Raw genomic sequence first — 17,608 nt, 5'->3', positions numbered from 1 at the left:
CCCGGATCCACCGATGTGGTGCGGGGTAGGTGAGTCGAAACGGCGAGATGCCCTTGCGTGCTGAAAGAATTGGACTTCTCACAGAACCAGTTCGATCGACACGAAGGGCATCTCTAGGGTGCAACTATCCCACACCCACCCGGTGACGGCCTCGGCGTTCGACGACCGCAATCTCCTCGCCGCGGCCGGACTGATCCCGGTCCTGGGGTTGGCTCAGGACTGCGGCCTCGATGACCTGGCAGACGAGCATCTGACGCTGCCCACCGACAAGGGCGCACACGCGGGCCGGAAGGTGACCGCACTGGTAGCGGGCATGGTCGCCGGCGCCGACAGCATCGACGACATGGCGCTGCTGCGGCACGGCGCCATGCCCACGGTATTCGACCACCCGTACGCCCCGTCGACGCTGGGCTCCTTCCTGCGGACGTTCTCCTTCGGGCACGTCCGCCAACTCGACGCCGTCGCCGCCCGATTCCTGCAAGGCCTGGCCGAACGAACACCGCTGGTCGGTGGGCCCGAAGTCGGTGGGCGGATCCTCGTCGACCTCGACGACACCATCGTCCCGGTGCACGGGCACGCCAAGCAGGGTTCGGGCTACGGATATACGGGGGTCCGGGGGTTGAACGCGCTGATCGCCACCGCCACCACCGACGGGCGGGCACCGGTGATCGTCGGCCAACGCCTGCGCCGCGGCGGCTGCGGATCCCCACGCGGGGCATCCCGGATGGTCAGCGACGCCCTCGCCACACTCGGCCGCCTGCGCCCGCAGCTGTCACCGGGGTCTGTGCTGGTGCGGGCCGACTCGGCCTTCTACGGGCACCCGACCGTGTCCGCGGCACTGCGCTCCGGCGCCGACGTCTCGGTCACGGTGCGGATGACCGCGACGGTGAAGGCGGCGATCGCCGCCATCGACGAGGATGCGTGGACCCCGATCGAATACACCGACGCCGTCTACGACGAACAGGCCGGCCGGTGGATCTCCCGCGCCGAGGTCGCCGAGATCGACTTCACCGCGTTCACCCGCCTCGCCTCCGAGCGGACACCGGGCCGGTTGGTGGTGCGCCGCATCCCCGACCTGCGGGAACACACCGATGGTCAGGGCACGTTGTTCGACGCCTGGCGGTTCCACGCGTTCTTCACCACCACCGACCCCGCCGTCCTGGACACCGTGGCCGCGGACAAGATCCACCGCGGGCACGCGATCATCGAGCAGGTCCACGCCGACCTGAAGAACTCCGCGCTCGCGCACCTGCCGTCGGGGCGGTTCGCCGCCAATAGTGCCTGGCTGGTGCTTGCGGTGATGGCGTTCAATCTCACCCGCGCCGCCGCCACCCTCACCGGGGCCCGCCTGGTGCGGGCGACGACCGCCACCATCCGCCGGACCCTGATCTCGGTCCCGGCGCGGATCGCGTCCTCGGCCCGCCGCCTTACCCTGCACCTGCCGCGGCGCTGGCCCTGGGAATCCGAATGGAACCAACTCTTCACCCACACCCGGCATCGAAGACCCCAGGTCACCTAATCCGCCCGGCCACCCCCGGCCCCGACCCGAAAGACCCAGTGGAACAACCCGACACATCGGTCGGGCGATCACCCACGCCCCGACAGCCCATCAACGGCCGCAACCGAACCCATCAGCCGACCCGCCCCTATCGGTGGATCCGGGATTAACCGCCGGCGGTTAACAAGTACTCACGGCTGGGAGTCGGGCTCGGGGTCCCCGGTGTGCTTCGTGCGCTTGGTGGTCGGTGACGATTGCTCCCGGCGCTCGAACTCGAGGTCCATCTCCAGGTCCTCGTGTTGGTTGTGCCGGAACAGGATGAAGAAAACCACCCAGCCGACGATCGCGACGAGGATGTAGCTCACGACGCGGTAGACGAACACGGCCGCGAGGGCCTGCGACGCGGTGGCTCCCGCCGCCGTCAGCGTCGCGATCAGGGTGCCGTCGACGAACCCCAGCCCGCCCGGCGCGAGTGGAATGCTGCCCACGGCCTTGGCCGCGGCGAACGCGATCAGCAGACCCGCGAACGACGGTTCCGCGCCCACCGCCCAGCAGGCGAAGCCGAGGCAGGCGACGTCGGCGAGCCGGTGCACTGCCGACCACCCGAACGTGATGACGGAATCCTTGCGGCTCAGCTCGACCGAATCGAGCTGGCTCAGGATTTCCTTCCACCGCTCGACGCCGGTCTCGGGGGGATTCTTGCGGAACTTGTTGTACCGGGTCAGCACCCAGTGTCCGATCGACTCGATCGAGTCGGGATTACGTGAGATGTAGCGCAGCCCGTAGAACAGGGCGAACGCGGCCACCAGCGACAGTGCCAGCGTGACCGGACTCACCTTGGTGCCCACCGCGAACGCGCCTGCGGCGCCGAGCAGTGCGAGGCTGCCCGCGGCGATCACTCCGGAGATCGCCAGCTGCCAGGACGCGACGATGGGGGTGGCACCCCATTTGCGGGTCTGCTTGTAGGTGAAGGCGGTGGAGAACACCTGACCGGCCGGCAGGCTCACGGCCATCGCGGTGCTCGCGTAGATCACCGACACCGACTTCAGCTGACTGACGACGACTCCGCCCGCCTGCAGCAGGCGCTGCTGGACCGCGCCGTACCCGCTCAGGGAGACGGCCTGGGCCGCGATACATGCCGCGACCCACCCCCAGTGGATCTCGGTGAGTGCTTTCCACGAGTCGCTGAGCGTGGGCCACAGGTAGATGCCCTCGACGGTCAGCAGGGCCAGGAGGCCGGCGCCGAGTAGCCATTTGATCCACCAGTATCGACTTCGCTGCCGAGGAGGCTCGGCAGTGGGCGGGTCGGATCGAGGCTGGGCCACCTGGCCAGCGTAACCAACGGGTAGCGGATTACTCCGGATAGTCCTCCGGCCAAGCCAGATGGGTGTTGCGGCGGCGCCCCCGCAACTGGACCTGTTCGCCGAGTTCCCAGTGCGCCTGTTCGTCGTCGTCCGCGAAATACAGGGCACTCGTCGAGGCAAGCACGCGGCTGGGGTGGAGTTTGGCGAGTTCGGTGAGCCGCGACGCCTCGTTGACGGGATCACCGATCACCGTGTACTCGAAGCGTTCGGCGGCGCCGATGTTGCCGGCGACGGCGAGGCCTGCGGAGACGCCGATGCCGACGTCGAGGCCGGTGATCTCGTTCAACGCGAACCGCAGCTCCCGGGCCGCCGCCAGCGCCGCCGTCGGTGCGTCGGGGCGGTCGAGCGGGGCGCCGAAGATCGCGAGAGCCGCGTCACCCATGAACTTGTTGACGAAGCCGTGGTGCCGGTCGATCACGTCGACGACGACGCGGAAGAACTCGTTGAGCAGGTTGACGACCTCGCCGGGGGGACGCTCCGCGGCGGCACCGGTGGAGCCGACCATGTCGACGAACAGCACCGCGACGAACCTCGTCTCTCCGCCGAGTTCGGTACCGAACTGCAGTGCCCGCCGCGCGACGTCCTCGCCGACGTGCTGGCCGAACAGTTCGCGCAGCAGCCGCCGTTCGTCCGATTCGCGCATCATGCGGTTGAACCCGACCTGCAGCCGACCGATCTCGCTGCCGTCGAACACCTCGACGCGGACGTCGGTGGCACCGCGCTGGACACGTTCGATGGCCCGCCGCAGCTGTTTGATCGGGTCGGAGATCTGGCTGGCCGTCAGCATCGACAGCGCGAACGCCTGCGCGATCGCGATGATCGACAGCAGCATGATCGCCCACGCGAGCGCGTTCGGGGAGAACACCAGGTCGGTGGTTATCTGCGTCACGCACAGCAGGATGATGCCGATGACGGGCATCAGCGTGCCGAGCCCCCACGTCATGGCCATCCGGGTGCCGACGCCGGGCGCCATGGTCCGGTCGAACTCGCCCTCGCTGAGCGCGCGGGCGGCCACGGGACGCAGGATGCGTTCGCCGAGCATGTACGTGAAACCGAACGTCGTGGTCGCGGCCATGCAGACGGTGACGATCACCGCGACGGCGAGTTCCGGCATCTCGGTGATGGTGAGCAGCACGAAGATGATGCCGCCGAGGATCCACAGCACCAGGTGCACGATCGCCTGCCGCAGCGGTGCGTGCAGCGCCGACATCTGCTCGCTGCGCGTCGGCGGACCCCCACGCAACTGCCAGCGGACGACCGACCTCAGCATCATCGCGGCGGCCGTGAGACTCACCACGGCGGCGAACGCGAGGTAGCCACCGAAGATCGCGACGTTGCGCACCCGGTCGGCGATGATTTCCTGCGATTCGGGGATCGGCACGCCGTACCGCACGAACGCGAAAACGAGGATGGCGCCGATGAAATTGGCGAGGAGCATCGAAACCATATAGAGCGGCCATCTGCTGCGGACCGTCGCCGCGATCGCTCTATAGGATTTCCGCACGCCGTTCAATTTAGCGGGGGGTGTACCGGGTGGCGTAGGACACGTCCCCTAAAGGGCGCATATGCGTGCCCCGCGTGCGTGTTTCCCACGCGAATCGCCCGGCACTGTCCGAACCTCGATACGCTCCGCACGTGAACGCGAACGAGCAACGCTCGGACACTGCCGCGGTAACACAGGGCGGGGGCCATCCCTCGGCGTCCGTGCACCCGGTGGTGCGGGTGGCGGCCGAATGGACGTGGCGGCTCCTGGTCATCTTCGCGGGCCTGCTGACCCTCGGCTACATCGTGACCAGGCTCGACACCGTTCTCATCCCGGTGGGTCTGGCGCTGCTCTCGTCGGCGCTGCTGCTGCCGCTCGTCGACTGGCTGCAGGCCAAGGGCGTGCCGCGGTCGGCTGCCGTCCTGGTCGTCCTCATCGGTTCGATCGGCATCGTCGCCGGGATCATGACGTTCGTCGTCGAGCAGTTCATCGAAGGTCTCCCCGGCCTCACCGAACAATTCGAGGCGAGCGTCACACAGATCCAGGGATGGCTCACCGACGGCCCGTTGCACTTCAGCGAGGATCAGATCCGGCAGGCCGGCGACTCGGTGGTGAAATCCATCCAGGACAACCGCCAGCAGCTGACGAGCGGGGCACTGACCACCGCCACCGTCGTCGGCGAGATCTTCACCGGTGCCCTGCTGACGCTGTTCACGCTCATCTTCTTCCTCTACGGCGGATCTCAGATCTGGGAGTTCGTCACCCGCCTCGTCCCCACCGCGTCACGGCGGCGGGTCCGGCTGGCGGGGAGTCAGGGATTCGGCTCGCTGATCGGGTACGTCCGGGCCACGGTGGCGGTGGCCGCCGCGGACGCCATCGGAATCGGCGCGGGACTCGCGATCCTGGGGGTTCCGCTCGCCCTGCCGCTGGCGTCGCTCGTGTTCATCGGCGCGTTCATCCCGATCGTCGGTGCGTTCCTCACCGGGTTCCTCGCGGTACTCGTCGCCCTCGTCACCAAGGGATTCCTCACCGCGCTGATCGTGCTCGGCATCATCATCGGGGTGATGCAACTCGAGGCCCACGTGCTGCAACCCCTGCTGCTCGGCCGCGCGGTCCGGTTGCACCCGCTCGCAGTGGTGCTGGCCATCACCACCGGCATCGTCCTGGCCGGGATCGTCGGCGGCCTCCTGGCGGTGCCGATCGTCGCGCTGCTGAACACGGCGGTGCGCTCGCTCATGTCCGAGGATCCCGACGCCACCTACGACGCACTCGAGGTCGACGACCCGGCAGTCCCGCTCTATCCCGCCGAGGCCGACGGCCCGCACCCGCCGCATCCCGCCGACCCGCATCCCGCCGACCCGCATCTCGACGACCCGCATCTCGACGGCACAGCGCAGACCCATGACCGACCGGAATGAGCACCGCACCCGCCTGCACTACCGGCCGCGGGCCGCGACCGAGCTCGACACCCAGCCGGACGCACCGCTGTGGCGGGCGGCGCAGGCCTTCCGCCTCGTCACGCTGGTGTACGCGATCAGCTACCAGATCGTGTCGGTGCAGTACTACACCCATCAGCGGCTGAGCTGGTTCCTCGTCGCCCTGATGGCGGTGTGGTCGGGACTCTCGGCCGTCCTGCTGTCCCACGGGAAGGTCCCGCGCTACCAGGTGGTGATCGCCGACCAGCTGATCGTCATCGCGCTCATGGCGTCGACTCGCCTTGTCTCCGATCACGATTGGTACAACCACCATCAGACGCTGCCGACGACGCTGTGGGTCACCAACGCGGTGATCTCCGCCGCCGTGTTCGGCGGTCCGTGGCTCGGGATGGCGTCCGGTGTGCTGATGGCGACGGTGAGCGCGGTGGTGCGCGACCAAGTCAACCTCGACCTCTGGCGGGACGCGACGGCGCCCGTCCTGGTGTCGGTGGGTCTGGCACTCGGGCTCGCCACCACCACCGCGAGGCGTGCGCAGGCCCAGCTGGAGCAGGCCGTGCGGTTGGCCGCCGCCACCGAGGAACGGGAACGACTCGCCCGCGAGGTGCACGACGGCGTCCTGCAGGTGCTCGCGCTCGTCCGTCGCCGCGGCAACGAGATCGGGGGACCCGCAGCCGAACTCGCGGATCTCGCCGGCGAGCAGGAGGTGGCGCTGCGCATGCTCATCTCCGAGCAGGGCGCCGGTGTGGTGTCGGATCTGGGTGGAAGCGCGATCGATCTGCGACTGCTGCTGGGCACGCGGGCGAGCACCACCGTGTCCGTGTCGACCCCGGCGGATCCGGTGACGATCGAGCGCGGCCGGGCGACGGAACTCGTCGCAATCGTCGACACCGCATTGTCCAACGTCGCACTGCACGCGGGGACCGGTGCCCGGGCGTACGTGCTGCTCGAGGATCTGGGCGACGAGGTGATCGTCAGCGTCCGCGACGACGGCAGCGGAATCGCTCCGGGACGGCTGGCCGAAGCGGAGGCCGAGGGTCGCATGGGAGTATCGAAATCCATTCTGGGCCGCGTCGGTGCGCTCGGCGGCACCGCCGAACTCGACACCGAACCCGGTCAGGGCACCGAATGGGAGATCCGCGTGCCGAAGGGAGACGAAACGCATGGGTGACACGGAGACTGACGAGCAGATCACCGTGATGGTCGTCGACGACCACCCGATGTGGCGGGACGCGGTGGCCCGCGACCTCGAAGGCGCCGGGTTCACCGTGGTCGCCACGGCCGACGGCGTCGCCGCCGCGGGACGTCGGGCGGCGGCGACCCGACCCGCCGTCGTGCTCATGGACATGCAACTGCCCGACGGAAACGGTGCCGCGGCCACCGCCGCCGTCCTCCAGGTGTCGCCGGACAGCCGGGTGCTGGTGCTGTCGGCCTCGTCCGAGCGTGACGACGTCCTCGACGCCGTCAAGGCCGGTGCGTCCGGGTATCTCGTGAAAAGCGCGTCCGTGGAGGAGTTGCTGGACGCGGTGCGGGCCACCGCGGCAGGACAGGCAGTCTTCACACCGGGGCTCGCCGGACTCGTGCTGGGGGAGTACCGCCGGATGTCGAGTGCGCCCGCCGACGAGCAGGGTCCTGCCGTCCCCCAACTCACGGAACGGGAGACCGAGGTCCTGCGGTTCGTCGCGAAAGGGCTCAGCGCCAAGCAGATCGCGACCAAACTGTCGCTCAGTCACCGCACCGTCGAGAACCACGTCCAGGCGACCCTCCGCAAGCTGCAGCTGGCCAACCGCGTCGAGCTGACCAGGTACGCCATCGAGCAGGGCCTCGAGTAGCCGTGAGTACTTGTTAACCGCGGGCGGTTAACAAGTACTCACGGGCGCTAGCCTTGTAGGTATGGAGGCACGGGACCTACGCGTATCGGATGCGGAGCGCGAACACGTCGGCGAATTGTTGCAGCGGGCGGTGGGCCAGGGGATGCTCTCGCTCGGTGAGTTCACCGAGCGGATGGACACGGCACTCGCCGCGAAAACACGCGCGGAACTGAACGTCGTCCTGGTGGATCTGCCGGGAATCCAGCTGATCTCCGAGTTCACGCCGCCGCCGTACCCCGACCAGCCGTACGTGTCTCGCCCGGCGCCGCCGGTTCCGCCGGTCGCGCACCGGTTGCCCGCGCCGCCGCCGGGCGACGTCATCCGGGGCCGGATGTCGTCGGTGAGCCGCACCGGATCCTGGAACGTTCCCCCTGCCCTCGAGGTGAACACCCGGATGTCGACGGTGACGCTCGACTTCACGCGGGCCGTCATGTCCACGCAGGTGGTGCACGTGACGATCGACGACTACGCGAGCACGATCTCGCTGGTCGTGCCGGAAGAGGCGACGGTCGACCTCAACGGCGTCGAAACGGTCGGTGGTTCCGCGACGAACAAGGTGCGGACCGGCCCTCCCATCGGCCCGCTGCACGTCGTCGTCCGGGGCAAGGTCAGGTTCGGGAACGTGACCGCCAAACACCCGTTCGGCACCTCGATTCGTCGGATGTTCGGGTAGCACGACGCAGGCCTCTCGAGTAGGCCTACTCATGTGTGGGGGCCGTCGCCGCAGGACGATTGATCCATGTCCACACCTGGTACTCCTTCGATCGACCCGCGGCTGGTCGCGCAGCTTTCCGGCGACTTCTCGGCGCTCGGGCAGCAGATGCGCCACGTGGGTGAGAACCTCGCGGTCCTGCAGGCTCAGCTCGCAACCATCCAGAGGCCCCAACCGCAGCCGGCGCCGCAGCCGATGTACCGACCACCGGTGCCGCAGGCGCCCCCGGTCGCCCAGCCGCCGCCACCCGTACCGGCCGGCCCGTACCGGCCCGCTCCGGCGCCGCCTGCCCGGGGGGCTCGTGAACCCTGGTGGCAGCGCGACGGGGTGATCAGCCGCGTGCTGGCCGTCGCGGGTGTGGCCGTCACGCTGATCGGTGTCGTAATGTTGCTGGTGCTGGCGGCGCAGGCCGGATTCTTCGGTCCGGAACTGCGCGTCGTGGCGGGCGGGTTGTTCTCGGCCGGTCTCGTCTACACCGGTGCCCGTGTTTTCGGACGGCCCGGCGGCCGGGTCGGCGCGATTGCGCTCGCAGCAACGGGTATCGCCGGCGCCTACCTCGACGTCGTGGCCGTCGCGGTCGTCTATCACTGGTTGCTCCCGGTGCTCGCGATGGTCGTGGCACTCGGGATCGCGGGAGCCGGTGTCGCACTCGCGGTGCGGTGGGGTTCGCAGCCCCTCGCGCTGCTCGTGGTGACCGGCGCTGCCGTGCTCGCACCCGTCCTCACCGACGGCATCACGCTCACCCTCATCGGGTTCCTGTTCGTCATCCAGGTCGCCAGCTTCCCCGCGCAACTCGGTCGCGACTGGCTGTACCTGGCGGTCGCGCGGACGTGCCCGGTGGTGATCGCGTTGCTGATCGCGATCGCGAGTTCCGGACTGTCCGACCGGCCGGAGAGATTCTGGCTGCTCGCGTCCGCCGCGCTGGTCGCCCTGTTCGGGCTCGTGTCGTCGATCATCCTGTTGCGCAGCAATTCTCGTGACGTCACCGCGACCGCGATGATCGTCACGACGGCCGTCCCGACGCTGGTGATCGGCCACCTTTTCGACCGGCTCGGGTCCACGGTGATCGCGCTGGTACTGGCCGCAGCGATGTTCGCCGCGTTCGCGGCGGCGCGGTCGTTGCCGCGACACGCACGGATCGCGCTCGCGGGCGTGGGTGCCCTAGCTCTGCTCGAGGCCTGCCTCGTCGGATCGAGCGAAGACCTCGCGCCGCTCGTCCTGCTCGGGGTGGCGGCACTGTTTCTCACCATCGGCGGGCAGGCGGAGTCGCGGATCGCGTACGCCGTCGGCGCGGTCTTCACCGTCGTCGGCGGATTCGCCTTCGTGATCACCGCGCCGCCGTTCGTCCTCGTCGACGAGCACAGCGCGCTCGACTCGCTCGGGGTGACCACGGTGCTGTCCTCGCTGGTGCTGGCGGGAACCGTGTTCCTGTTCGTCTGGTATGAGCACACGCTGAAACTGTTGAGCGACAGCACCGCCCAGCCGTGGTGGGTGCTCGCCGGACTGGTGATCCTGTACGCCGTCACCACTGCGACGGTGTCCGCGGGCACGGCGCTCACCGGGACGTCCGCAGGATTCATCGCCGGACATTGCGCCGCGACCATCGCGTGGATGGCGGCGGCGACGGCGGCACTGGTGTTCGGACTGGCCCGCCGCGACTACGCGCACACGGCACTCGGCGTCGGGCTCGGACTGACCGCTGCGGCGCTGGCCAAACTGTTCCTGTTCGACCTGGCCACCCTCGACGGCCTGTTCCGCGTCCTCGCGTTCCTCGTGGTCGGCCTGCTGTTGCTCCTCGCCGGCACCCGCTACGCGCGTGAATTCGCGGAGCGGGAGGCCGGACGGGGAACGCCGAACGGCTCCGTCAGCGCCGGTTCTGCCGAGCGATGAGTTCGCTGACGCTGACGGCGTTGCCGTCGTCCGCGCGGTGCCTGCCGCTCGCGGCGTCGTCCGGATCGACGGGCGGCTCCTCGACGCTGCGGCGGCGCGAGCCGTTGGCCGGCGTTCCATTGGCAGGGGCGCCGTTGGACGGGGTTCCGTGCGCAGGCGAGCCGTTGCTGCGCCTGCCGCCGTTCACGGGGTCCGAAGGCTCGGCGGCACGACGCCTCGACGGAATCGGCGGCACCGGGCGGGCAGGAGACGACTGGGGGGTCTCCTGCTCGTACGGTGCAGGCACCGAGCGCGGCGAGCGGGTCGGCAGTGACGGCGCCGACGCACTGGGTCGCGGTTCGGCGGGCGAGGAGATCGGCCGCGGTTCGGCGGCCGACGTGGACCGGAGGTCCGCGAGCCAACTCTCGATCGGACGTGACTCGGTGGCCGGACCCGGGGCCGGGGCGGGAGCCGCCGGACGGGGCCGCGGAGCAGGACGCGACTGCGGCGCGGGCCGCGACGGGGGTGCGGGGCGCGACTGCGTCGGGGCCGGACGCGGCGGAGCAGGCTGCGGCAGCACCGTGGTCTGCGGTTCCGCGGTCGGCGTGTCCTCGATCTCCGGTGCCCGAGCGGGGCGGCCGGTCGCCGAGCGGCGGGCCTCGTTCTGCGCCCGGCGCGCCTTCGCGTCGTCCTCGGACATCTTCGCGGCCAGCGCCCGCGCGGTGACCAACGGGATCGGCTCGGTGAGCGGTTCCGGTTTGCGGGGTGCGGGCGGCGCCGCGAGCTTGCGCTGCGGCGGGACGGCACCGATCGGGGTGAGCTCCGGGACGTCGGTGGGCATCAGCTCGTTGTCGAGGATGGGCTCACCGAGACCCGTCTTCTCTTGGATTCGCTTCATCCACGCCGGCGCCCACCAGCAGTCGTCGCCGAGGAGTTTCATCGTGGCCGGCACGAGGAACATACGGATGAGGGTCGCGTCGATGATGAGCGCGGCGATCATGCCGTAGGAGATGTACTTCATCATCACCAGTTCCGAGAACCCGAACGCACCGGTGACGACGATGAGGATGAGTGCGGCCGCGGTGATGATGCGGCCCGTGTGCGCCGTGCCGATGCGGATCGACTCCGTCGTACTGGCCCCCTGCGCCCGCGCCTCGACCATGCGCGAGAGCAGGAACACTTCGTAGTCGGTGGACAGGCCGTACACGATCGCGATGATCAGCACCAGCACCGGCGACATGATCGGGCCGGGGGTGAAGTTCAACCACTCCGAACCGTGACCGTCGATGAAGATCCACGTCAGGATGCCGAGCGTGGACCCGAGGCCCAGCGCGCTCATCAACGCCGCCTTGATCGGCAGCACCAGCGAGCCGAACGTCAGGAACATCAGCAGCGTCGTCAGGACGAGGACGGAGATCACCATCGTGGGCAGGTGGTCGAGCAGCGCGGCGATACTGTCCTGCTCGATCGCCGGGGTACCGCCCACCAGCACCTGCACGCCGTCCGGACTGTCCATGGCGCGCAGATAGTCGATGGTCGGCTTGGACTCGTTGCGGTCGACGAGGCCCGCCTTGAGGACGACCACACCGTCCTTGGCCGCACCCTCCGGGGTGAATCGCTCGATCAGCCCCGGCGCGCCGCTGGCTTCTTTGATGATCTGGCCGAGCGCCTTGTTGTCGGCGTCGGACACAACCAGCTTGACCGGTTCGGTGCGCAGGTTCGGGAAGATCTCGTCGAACTGTTCCTGCGCGGCTCGCGTCGAGCTGTCCGGCGGAAGGTAGGTCTCGTTGATGCCACCGAACTTGATGCCTGTGAGGGGCACGATCAGCAGGAGCAACCCGACGACGATGGGGATGGTGACTTTGAGCGGGTTACGCATCACCCAACGGGTGAGCCGGCCCCAGATGCTCGCCTCGATCTCTTCGGTGTTCTTGGTCTGACGGAAACGGTCGAGGCTGAGGGCGTCGATGCGCTTGCCGAGGATGCCGAGGATCGCGGGCAGGATCGTGATCGACGTCAGCGCCGCCAGGCCGACCGTGGCGATGGCGCCGTAGGCGACGGACTTCAGGAAGCCCTGTGGGAACAGCAGCAGACCGCCGAGGCTGGCGACGATCATCGTCGCCGAGAAGACCACGGTGCGGCCCGAGGTCATCACCGTTCGGCGGACGGCGGAGCGGGTGTCGTACCCCTCCGCCATCTCTTCTCGGAACCGGCTGACGATGAACAACCCGTAGTCGATGGCCAGACCGAGCCCCACGAGGGAGACCACGGGCGCGACGAACGAGTTGACCTCGGTGAAGTTGGTGATCAGCCGGACGACGCCGTTGGCCCCGACCACGGTCAGGCCGCCGATGATCAGCGGCAGCGCCGCCGCGACGACACCACCGAACACGAAGAACAGCAGGATGCCGACGGCCGGGATCGCGAGGATCTCCATTCGCCTGATGTCCTTGGCCATCGTGTCGTTGAGCGCACCCGACACGGGCTGGAGGCCGGCGAGCTGCACGTCGACGCCGTCGATATAGAACTCGTCCTTGACGTCGCGGAAATTGGCAGTGACCTCGGTGTCGTTGTCGCCGACGATCGCGATGCTCTCGATCGCGTGCTGCTTGTCGGCGTCCGCGGCGGACGCCAACTGTGGTGCGTTGCCGACCTTGAAGTAACCGCCGTTGATCTTGAGGATCTTGTCCGGGTGTTCCGCGGCCAGCCGCTCGAGGTTCTCGACGACCTTCGCCTGGAACTCGGGGTCCTCGATCGTCTTGCCCTCGGGCGCCGTGTAGAGCGCCACGACGTCGCTGTTGGTGTCGCGACCGAAGGTGCCGTCAGCCAGCTTGGCCGCGGCGACCGACTCCGAGCCCGGATCGTCCCAGCCGCTCTGGCTGAGATGCTTCTCGAGGCCCAGGCCGTACGCGGCCGAACCGAGCAACAAGGCAACCATGATGCCGATGACGGTGAATCGGGCCCGGTAGACGACGCTTCCCCAGCTCGCGAACACTGATCAACTCCTACTCGGCAGCACTCTTCCGCCCGACGAGCAGGGCGGAAAGCGGTCGGAACGGCTGCAACCAGGCACCCTCGTCGGGCAGTGTGTCGAGGCTGACCCGAGGGAGTGGCTCCCGGAACACGCCGGGGATGTCCTCGAGATCGACGAAGTCCAGAAGGTCGGACGCGACCGCCCAGCTGGCGTGCTCGCGGAACCCGAGTATCTGGACCGGAATGCCGGTCGCGGCGATGTCCTCCAACGGTTCGCGAAACGCTTGACCGTCGGCGGAGGCGACCATGACACCGGCCAGCCCCTCGCCGTGACGAAGGGCGATGTGGTCCAGCATGTCGGAATCGACGTCGCTGTCCTCATCGATCTTCGGCTTGGCGAACACCGCGAAGCCCACATTACGCAAGGCTTCGACCCACGGTCTCACGACATCGGCGCTGCCAGCCGCGATGTTGGTGAAGACCGTCGCCTCGGGTTCGAGTGTGTCGGTGCCGGACGCGGACAGTTCCGCGGTCCGGGAGAGCAGCCAGCGGCCGAGTGCGTCGAATCGTGGCCGGTAGGCAGCCGTGGGCCGGCCGCCGAGGATGGCGCCGAGACCCATGTCGAGGTTGGGTGCGTCCCAGACGAGAAGGACCCGCTTCTGGTGGCGTCCGTCACGTGCACCCACCACGGGAGATCCTGACGACACCGCGGTGCCTGCCGGGGCCGCACCGGCTATGTCGGAGTACTGCTCGCTGACGCTCATGACCTGATCTTCCCCCAAATCAACTCGGTGATCGCACTGCCGACCTGGTGGGCCTTGTCCTCGAACTTCGTCACCGGTCGCTCGTGCGTCATCGGCGATTCCCAGTCGAGGGAGGTCAGGAGGGGTTCCGCGTTGCCTGCCTCGGCGATGGCCTCGGCGTACTCCGCGTGATCTGTTGCGACATGCAACACACCACCGGCCTTCAGGCGGCTCGCGATCAGGGCGAAAGTGGGGGACTGCAGCAGGCGCCGCTTGTGATGGCGGGCCTTCGGCCACGGGTCCGGGAAGAAGACACGGACTCCGGTGAGCGATTCCGGTTCGATCATGTTCTCCAGGACATCCATGGCGTCGCCGCGCAGGACCCGGATGTTCGGGATCTCGTCCCGTTCGATCTGTTGAAGCAACTGTGCGAGCCCGGGCCGGTAGACCTCGACGGCCATGAGGTTCACGTGCGGTTCGGCCTTCGCCATCGCCGCGGTGGCGGTGCCCGTTCCCGAGCCGATCTCGAGGATCAGAGGGGCGTCACGGCCGAACCACGACGGCGCATCCAGGCGGTGGTCCGAGACGTCCGCGCCGATCCGGGGCCATTGCCGGTCCCACGACTCCTGCTGCGCAACGGTCAGAGCGCCCCTGCGCGAGCGGAAACTTGTCACCCTCGGGTGGAGACGGGACCCCTTCGAGTCCTTCGTCTGCCCCTCCTCGGGGACGGCGGGTGCATCCTGATCAGCGTGGTTCACCGGACCATTGTCACGCATGAGGGGCGTTTCTGGCATACGGGTCTGAAGTTCACCTTGAGACTTTTTCGGTAATCCGGTGCCCAGCCTGCACGGTTGTCCACGCCGATTCGGGGTCGGTCTGACAGAATCGGCGCGGGACGAAGGGGGTGACTGCGTCATGGGCACTGCAGATGCCGGGGGCGGGGAACTGGCGGATCTCGCCGAACTTGTGGCGGCACTGGACGGGGTTTCCGGTGACCGTGTGCGCGAAGCCGTGGCCGCCTTTCGGGCGCCGATCCGGGTCCAGACCGCGGGTCGAGCGGGTGTGGGCAGGTCGACCGTCGCCGCGGCGCTGACCGCGAACGGGATCGCCGGCGCCGTCGTGGAGGAGGCGGACGCCGTCGACGTGCCCGGCGCACCCGACCCCACGCTGGACGGCGACGTCGTGGTCTACGTCCTCGTCGAGTCGGTGCGCGACGCCGACCGGGACGCCGTGCGGACGCTGGACCCGGCGCAGGCACTGTTCGTCCTCAACAAATCCGACACGTTGGGCGCGTCGCGCGCGGCGGCCGACGCCTGGGCGGCGACGGCGACCGCGCGTGCCGCCGAGTGCTCGGACGAAGGCGGCCTCCCGACTCTGCCCCTCATCGGAACGCTCGCAGGAACGTCACCGGAGTCCGGAATCGACGCGGTGTCGGCTGCCGTCACCGACCGGGTCGCACGCACCCGGGCGCGCCGCGGCGAGACCCTGCTGAACGCGCTGCGGTCGCAGGCGGCGCGCAGCCCCGCGTCCCGCGACGCGCTGGAGCGGTACCTCGCCGGCGACCATGCCGTCGCGCTCGCCGCCGCCGCGGCCCGGCTTCATCTCGACGACTGCGCCGCGGAGGCGCCGGAGCCACCGCGCAGCGCCGCGGACGCCGCCCGGTGCGCGGACTGGTGGAGGGCGCAACTCGCCCGGCAACCGACGGCCCGCCGCCGCCGGGCGGTCGTCGACGTCCGGCGTCATTACGTTCGCGTCTGGCAGCAGCTGAGCGGCAGCCCCGGAACGTGACGACGCAACAGCTGTCGGATCTGCCCGCCGAGACCGTCGACGTGGTGACGCGATGGAACCCGGACGGCGTCGCCCGCCTGAAGTCCGGTGAAGCCCCGCAGCCCGGTGTCTTCGTGGCGGGGCCGCGGCGCGCCGGGAAGTCCACGCTCGTCGTTGGGCTCCGCGCACTGGACGCATCCGCGCTCGCGTTCGTGGAGGACCCGATCGACGCCCGCGTGATCCTGATGGTGCTCGATGCCGCGGCACCACTCGGACGGGAGGAGCTCTCCGTTCTCGACGTCGTCGCGCGACCGGCCCGTCCCGTGGTCTTCGCGCTCACCAAGACCGATGTCCACCGGAACTGGGCAGGTGTGAGCGAACGCAATCGGGCCCTGCTCGCCCGGCACTCGGCGCGATTCGCCGACGTGGAGATCCACCCGGTGGCGGCGGGTGGCTCCGGGGCCGAGGCGCTGCTCGCGGCACTCCTGCGTGCCGCCCGCGCCCACACCCCCGACCCGCGTTCTGCCACCGAGACCGTGCTCGAGCAGACCCGGCGGATGATCGTGGCCACCGCCCGGTCCGTGCGGGAGACCGAGCCCGGCGCGGAACTGCGCGCCGAGCGGGTTCGCGCGCTGACGCTGCGGGACGGCAGGCGCACCGAACGGGTCGCGCAGCTCCGCGGTCAGGTCCAGCTCGCGAAGGTCGAGTTGATGCACGAGGTGGCCGCCCAGTGTCGCGCGGCCGGCACGACCGCACGCGCCGAGATCGACCGCGCCGGCCGCGGGACGCTCGAGGGTTACCCCGACCGGCTGGCCGGAATGGTGCGCGAGAGAAGTGGTGCGGTCGATGCTGCGGTCACCGCGCGCCTCGACGACCTGCGGTCGCGGGTCGGCGTCACCGTGGCCGCGCCCGAAAGCGACGTTCCGTTGCCGGAGCCGGTTGCGCCGGACGGACTCGAACCGCGACACCGCGGACTCGAAGACCGGATGACGATCCTGATCGGTGCGTCCGCCGGGCTCGGTCTGGGCAGGCTGGTGGTCTCGCCGCTGTCGATGGTGCCGGCGCTCGACATCGCGACCATCCCGCTCACCCTCGCGCTGGGAGCCGTGGCGGCGTGGTGGCTGACGCGGGCGCGCGGGCACGTCGCCGAACGTGCCCACGTGCGGCAGTGGGCCGCCGAGGCGCTGGTGCACGTGCGGTCCCAGTGGGAGCAGTTCGTCCTCGGCCGGCTGCTGGCGGCCGAGGCTCAGGTGAGTGAGGCGATCATCGCCGAGAGCCGGGTGTGCGCCCGGGACGTGGACGAGCGGGTCGCGCAGATCGACGGCGAACTCCGCCGCCTGGCCGCGAGACGCAACGGGCAGCTGTCGTCCTGCGAACGCGACCTCGGGGCCGTCGATCGGGGTCTGCAGGAGGTCCGCCGGCAGCCGGGGGAACCGAATCGCCGCAGTGAACGTCTGAATACATAGATGCCTGACCGAGGTTCGCCCGCTTTTGTGTGGAATCGTGTTGAATTATCTTGATATGTCTTGATTTGTGCGGGAAACTGGTCCGAAATGCGAAGGGAGACCGCGGTGGCGACGACTGAGAGTTTTCTGGTCCCGGACGTGCCGGACCTCGATACGGACACTTTCGGTCCCGATTCCGGGGCGGTCGCGCTCACCGGTCCGACCCACGACATCGACGGAGACGGCGTCCTCGACACCCAGACCTTCGACGCGGGCGACGCCGTCGTCATCGCCTCCGACCTCGACTCGGACGGCGACGCAGACCATCTGACGATGATCCACGAGGACGGCGCGTACGCGTCTTGGGAGTTTCGCCGCGACGGCGACGGCGTCGTGCACTGGCAGCAGACCGATGGTGGGACTCTCGGTAACGGCTGAACACCTCCGAAA

14 protein-coding genes are annotated in these 17,608 nt (G+C 69.1%); 9 read left to right on the top strand and 5 right to left on the bottom strand.

Translation table 11 applies throughout. The annotated features are described in order from the left end of the window. Positions 1–118 precede the first annotated feature (118 nt). Positions 119–1,519 (top strand): IS1380-like element ISRop1 family transposase, encoded by a 1,401-nt coding sequence (locus ACNJ7E_RS28035; RefSeq protein ID WP_418339895.1) that lies wholly within the window; start codon positions 119–121, stop codon positions 1,517–1,519. Positions 1,520–1,689: 170 nt separating this feature from the next. Here the strand turns inward: ACNJ7E_RS28035 and ACNJ7E_RS28030 are convergent, their stop codons facing one another. Together ACNJ7E_RS28030 and ACNJ7E_RS28025 are read right to left on the bottom strand one after the other, a co-directional pair. Then, complete coding sequence (locus ACNJ7E_RS28030) at positions 1,690–2,823, bottom strand: lysylphosphatidylglycerol synthase transmembrane domain-containing protein (RefSeq protein ID WP_283330864.1); 1,134 nt, start codon at positions 2,821–2,823, stop codon at positions 1,690–1,692. Between the two features lie 28 nt (positions 2,824–2,851). Beyond that, positions 2,852–4,309: an adenylate/guanylate cyclase domain-containing protein gene (locus ACNJ7E_RS28025; protein ID WP_005258596.1), complete on the bottom strand. Its 1,458-nt coding sequence runs from the start codon at positions 4,307–4,309 to the stop codon at positions 2,852–2,854. Positions 4,310–4,497: 188 nt separating this feature from the next. Here ACNJ7E_RS28025 and ACNJ7E_RS28020 point away from each other — a divergent pair, with 188 nt between their 5' ends. The 5 genes from ACNJ7E_RS28020 (at position 4,498) to ACNJ7E_RS28000 (ending at position 10,251) form a co-directional block, all read left to right on the top strand. Continuing rightward, the gene (locus ACNJ7E_RS28020; RefSeq protein ID WP_418341505.1) at positions 4,498–5,763 is read left to right on the top strand and encodes an AI-2E family transporter; all 1,266 of its coding nucleotides are present in this window, start codon (positions 4,498–4,500) and stop codon (positions 5,761–5,763) included. After that, complete coding sequence (gene macS / locus ACNJ7E_RS28015) at positions 5,747–6,949, top strand: MacS family sensor histidine kinase (RefSeq protein WP_280785233.1); 1,203 nt, start codon at positions 5,747–5,749, stop codon at positions 6,947–6,949. Before ACNJ7E_RS28020 ends, macS begins: the two co-directional genes overlap by 17 nt. Next, complete coding sequence (locus ACNJ7E_RS28010; RefSeq protein ID WP_280785234.1) at positions 6,942–7,610, top strand: response regulator; 669 nt, start codon at positions 6,942–6,944, stop codon at positions 7,608–7,610. The genes macS and ACNJ7E_RS28010 overlap by 8 nt, the downstream gene beginning before the upstream one ends. Before the next feature lie 61 nt (positions 7,611–7,671). Continuing rightward, complete coding sequence (locus tag ACNJ7E_RS28005; RefSeq protein WP_283351614.1) at positions 7,672–8,322, top strand: DUF1707 SHOCT-like domain-containing protein; 651 nt, start codon at positions 7,672–7,674, stop codon at positions 8,320–8,322. A gap of 66 nt (positions 8,323–8,388) precedes the next feature. Further along, complete coding sequence (locus ACNJ7E_RS28000) at positions 8,389–10,251, top strand: DUF2339 domain-containing protein (protein WP_418341504.1); 1,863 nt, start codon at positions 8,389–8,391, stop codon at positions 10,249–10,251. Here ACNJ7E_RS28000 and ACNJ7E_RS27995 read toward each other — a convergent pair. From ACNJ7E_RS27995 to trmB, 3 genes are read right to left on the bottom strand one after another with little or no spacing between them, the layout of a single operon-like run. Continuing rightward, positions 10,226–13,225 (bottom strand): MMPL family transporter, encoded by a 3,000-nt coding sequence (locus ACNJ7E_RS27995; RefSeq protein ID WP_418341503.1) that lies wholly within the window; start codon positions 13,223–13,225, stop codon positions 10,226–10,228. The genes ACNJ7E_RS28000 and ACNJ7E_RS27995 overlap by 26 nt on opposite strands. Positions 13,226–13,235: 10 nt before the next feature. Continuing rightward, on the bottom strand, positions 13,236–13,967 hold the full coding sequence (locus tag ACNJ7E_RS27990) for an NYN domain-containing protein (RefSeq protein WP_009478204.1): 732 nt from the start codon (positions 13,965–13,967) through the stop codon (positions 13,236–13,238). Beyond that, positions 13,964–14,740: a tRNA (guanosine(46)-N7)-methyltransferase TrmB gene (trmB, locus tag ACNJ7E_RS27985; RefSeq protein WP_011597391.1), complete on the bottom strand. Its 777-nt coding sequence runs from the start codon at positions 14,738–14,740 to the stop codon at positions 13,964–13,966. The genes ACNJ7E_RS27990 and trmB overlap by 4 nt, the downstream gene beginning before the upstream one ends. 121 nt (positions 14,741–14,861) lie before the next feature. Here trmB and ACNJ7E_RS27980 point away from each other — a divergent pair, with 121 nt between their 5' ends. The 3 genes from ACNJ7E_RS27980 to ACNJ7E_RS27970 all read left to right on the top strand — a co-directional run bounded on the left by ACNJ7E_RS27980 (position 14,862) and on the right by ACNJ7E_RS27970 (position 17,596). After that, the gene (locus ACNJ7E_RS27980; protein WP_418341502.1) at positions 14,862–15,734 is read left to right on the top strand and encodes a hypothetical protein; all 873 of its coding nucleotides are present in this window, start codon (positions 14,862–14,864) and stop codon (positions 15,732–15,734) included. Beyond that, a complete protein-coding gene (locus ACNJ7E_RS27975; RefSeq protein ID WP_418341501.1) occupies positions 15,731–17,179 on the top strand; it encodes a GTPase Era family protein in 1,449 nt (482 codons plus the stop codon). Before ACNJ7E_RS27980 ends, ACNJ7E_RS27975 begins: the two co-directional genes overlap by 4 nt. 105 nt (positions 17,180–17,284) lie before the next feature. Beyond that, positions 17,285–17,596, top strand: a complete 312-nt coding sequence (locus ACNJ7E_RS27970; RefSeq protein WP_280780629.1) for a DUF6802 family protein — start codon at positions 17,285–17,287, stop codon at positions 17,594–17,596. Positions 17,597–17,608: the final 12 nt, after the last annotated feature.

The sequence above is a fragment of the Rhodococcus mengyinensis genome, from assembly GCF_048381435.1.
GTDB classification, from domain to species: domain Bacteria; phylum Actinomycetota; class Actinomycetes; order Mycobacteriales; family Mycobacteriaceae; genus Rhodococcus_F; species Rhodococcus_F opacus_D.
Note: the sequence above shows the minus strand (reverse complement) of the source record. Positions and strands in the feature narration are given on the sequence as shown.

Excerpts from the sequence above, each read along its gene's own strand:
- ACNJ7E_RS28025 (WP_005258596.1), bottom strand. The coding sequence starts at position 4,309 with ATGGTTTCGATGCTCCTCGCCAATTTCATCGGCGCCATCCTCGTTTTC.
- macS (WP_280785233.1), top strand. The coding sequence starts at position 5,747 with ATGACCGACCGGAATGAGCACCGCACCCGCCTGCACTACCGGCCGCGG.
- ACNJ7E_RS28010 (WP_280785234.1), top strand. The coding sequence starts at position 6,942 with ATGGGTGACACGGAGACTGACGAGCAGATCACCGTGATGGTCGTCGAC.
- ACNJ7E_RS28005 (WP_283351614.1), top strand. The coding sequence starts at position 7,672 with ATGGAGGCACGGGACCTACGCGTATCGGATGCGGAGCGCGAACACGTC.
- ACNJ7E_RS28000 (WP_418341504.1), top strand. The coding sequence starts at position 8,389 with ATGTCCACACCTGGTACTCCTTCGATCGACCCGCGGCTGGTCGCGCAG.
- ACNJ7E_RS27990 (WP_009478204.1), bottom strand. The coding sequence starts at position 13,967 with ATGAGCGTCAGCGAGCAGTACTCCGACATAGCCGGTGCGGCCCCGGCA.
- trmB (WP_011597391.1), bottom strand. The coding sequence starts at position 14,740 with ATGCCAGAAACGCCCCTCATGCGTGACAATGGTCCGGTGAACCACGCT.
- ACNJ7E_RS27980 (WP_418341502.1), top strand. The coding sequence starts at position 14,862 with ATGGGCACTGCAGATGCCGGGGGCGGGGAACTGGCGGATCTCGCCGAA.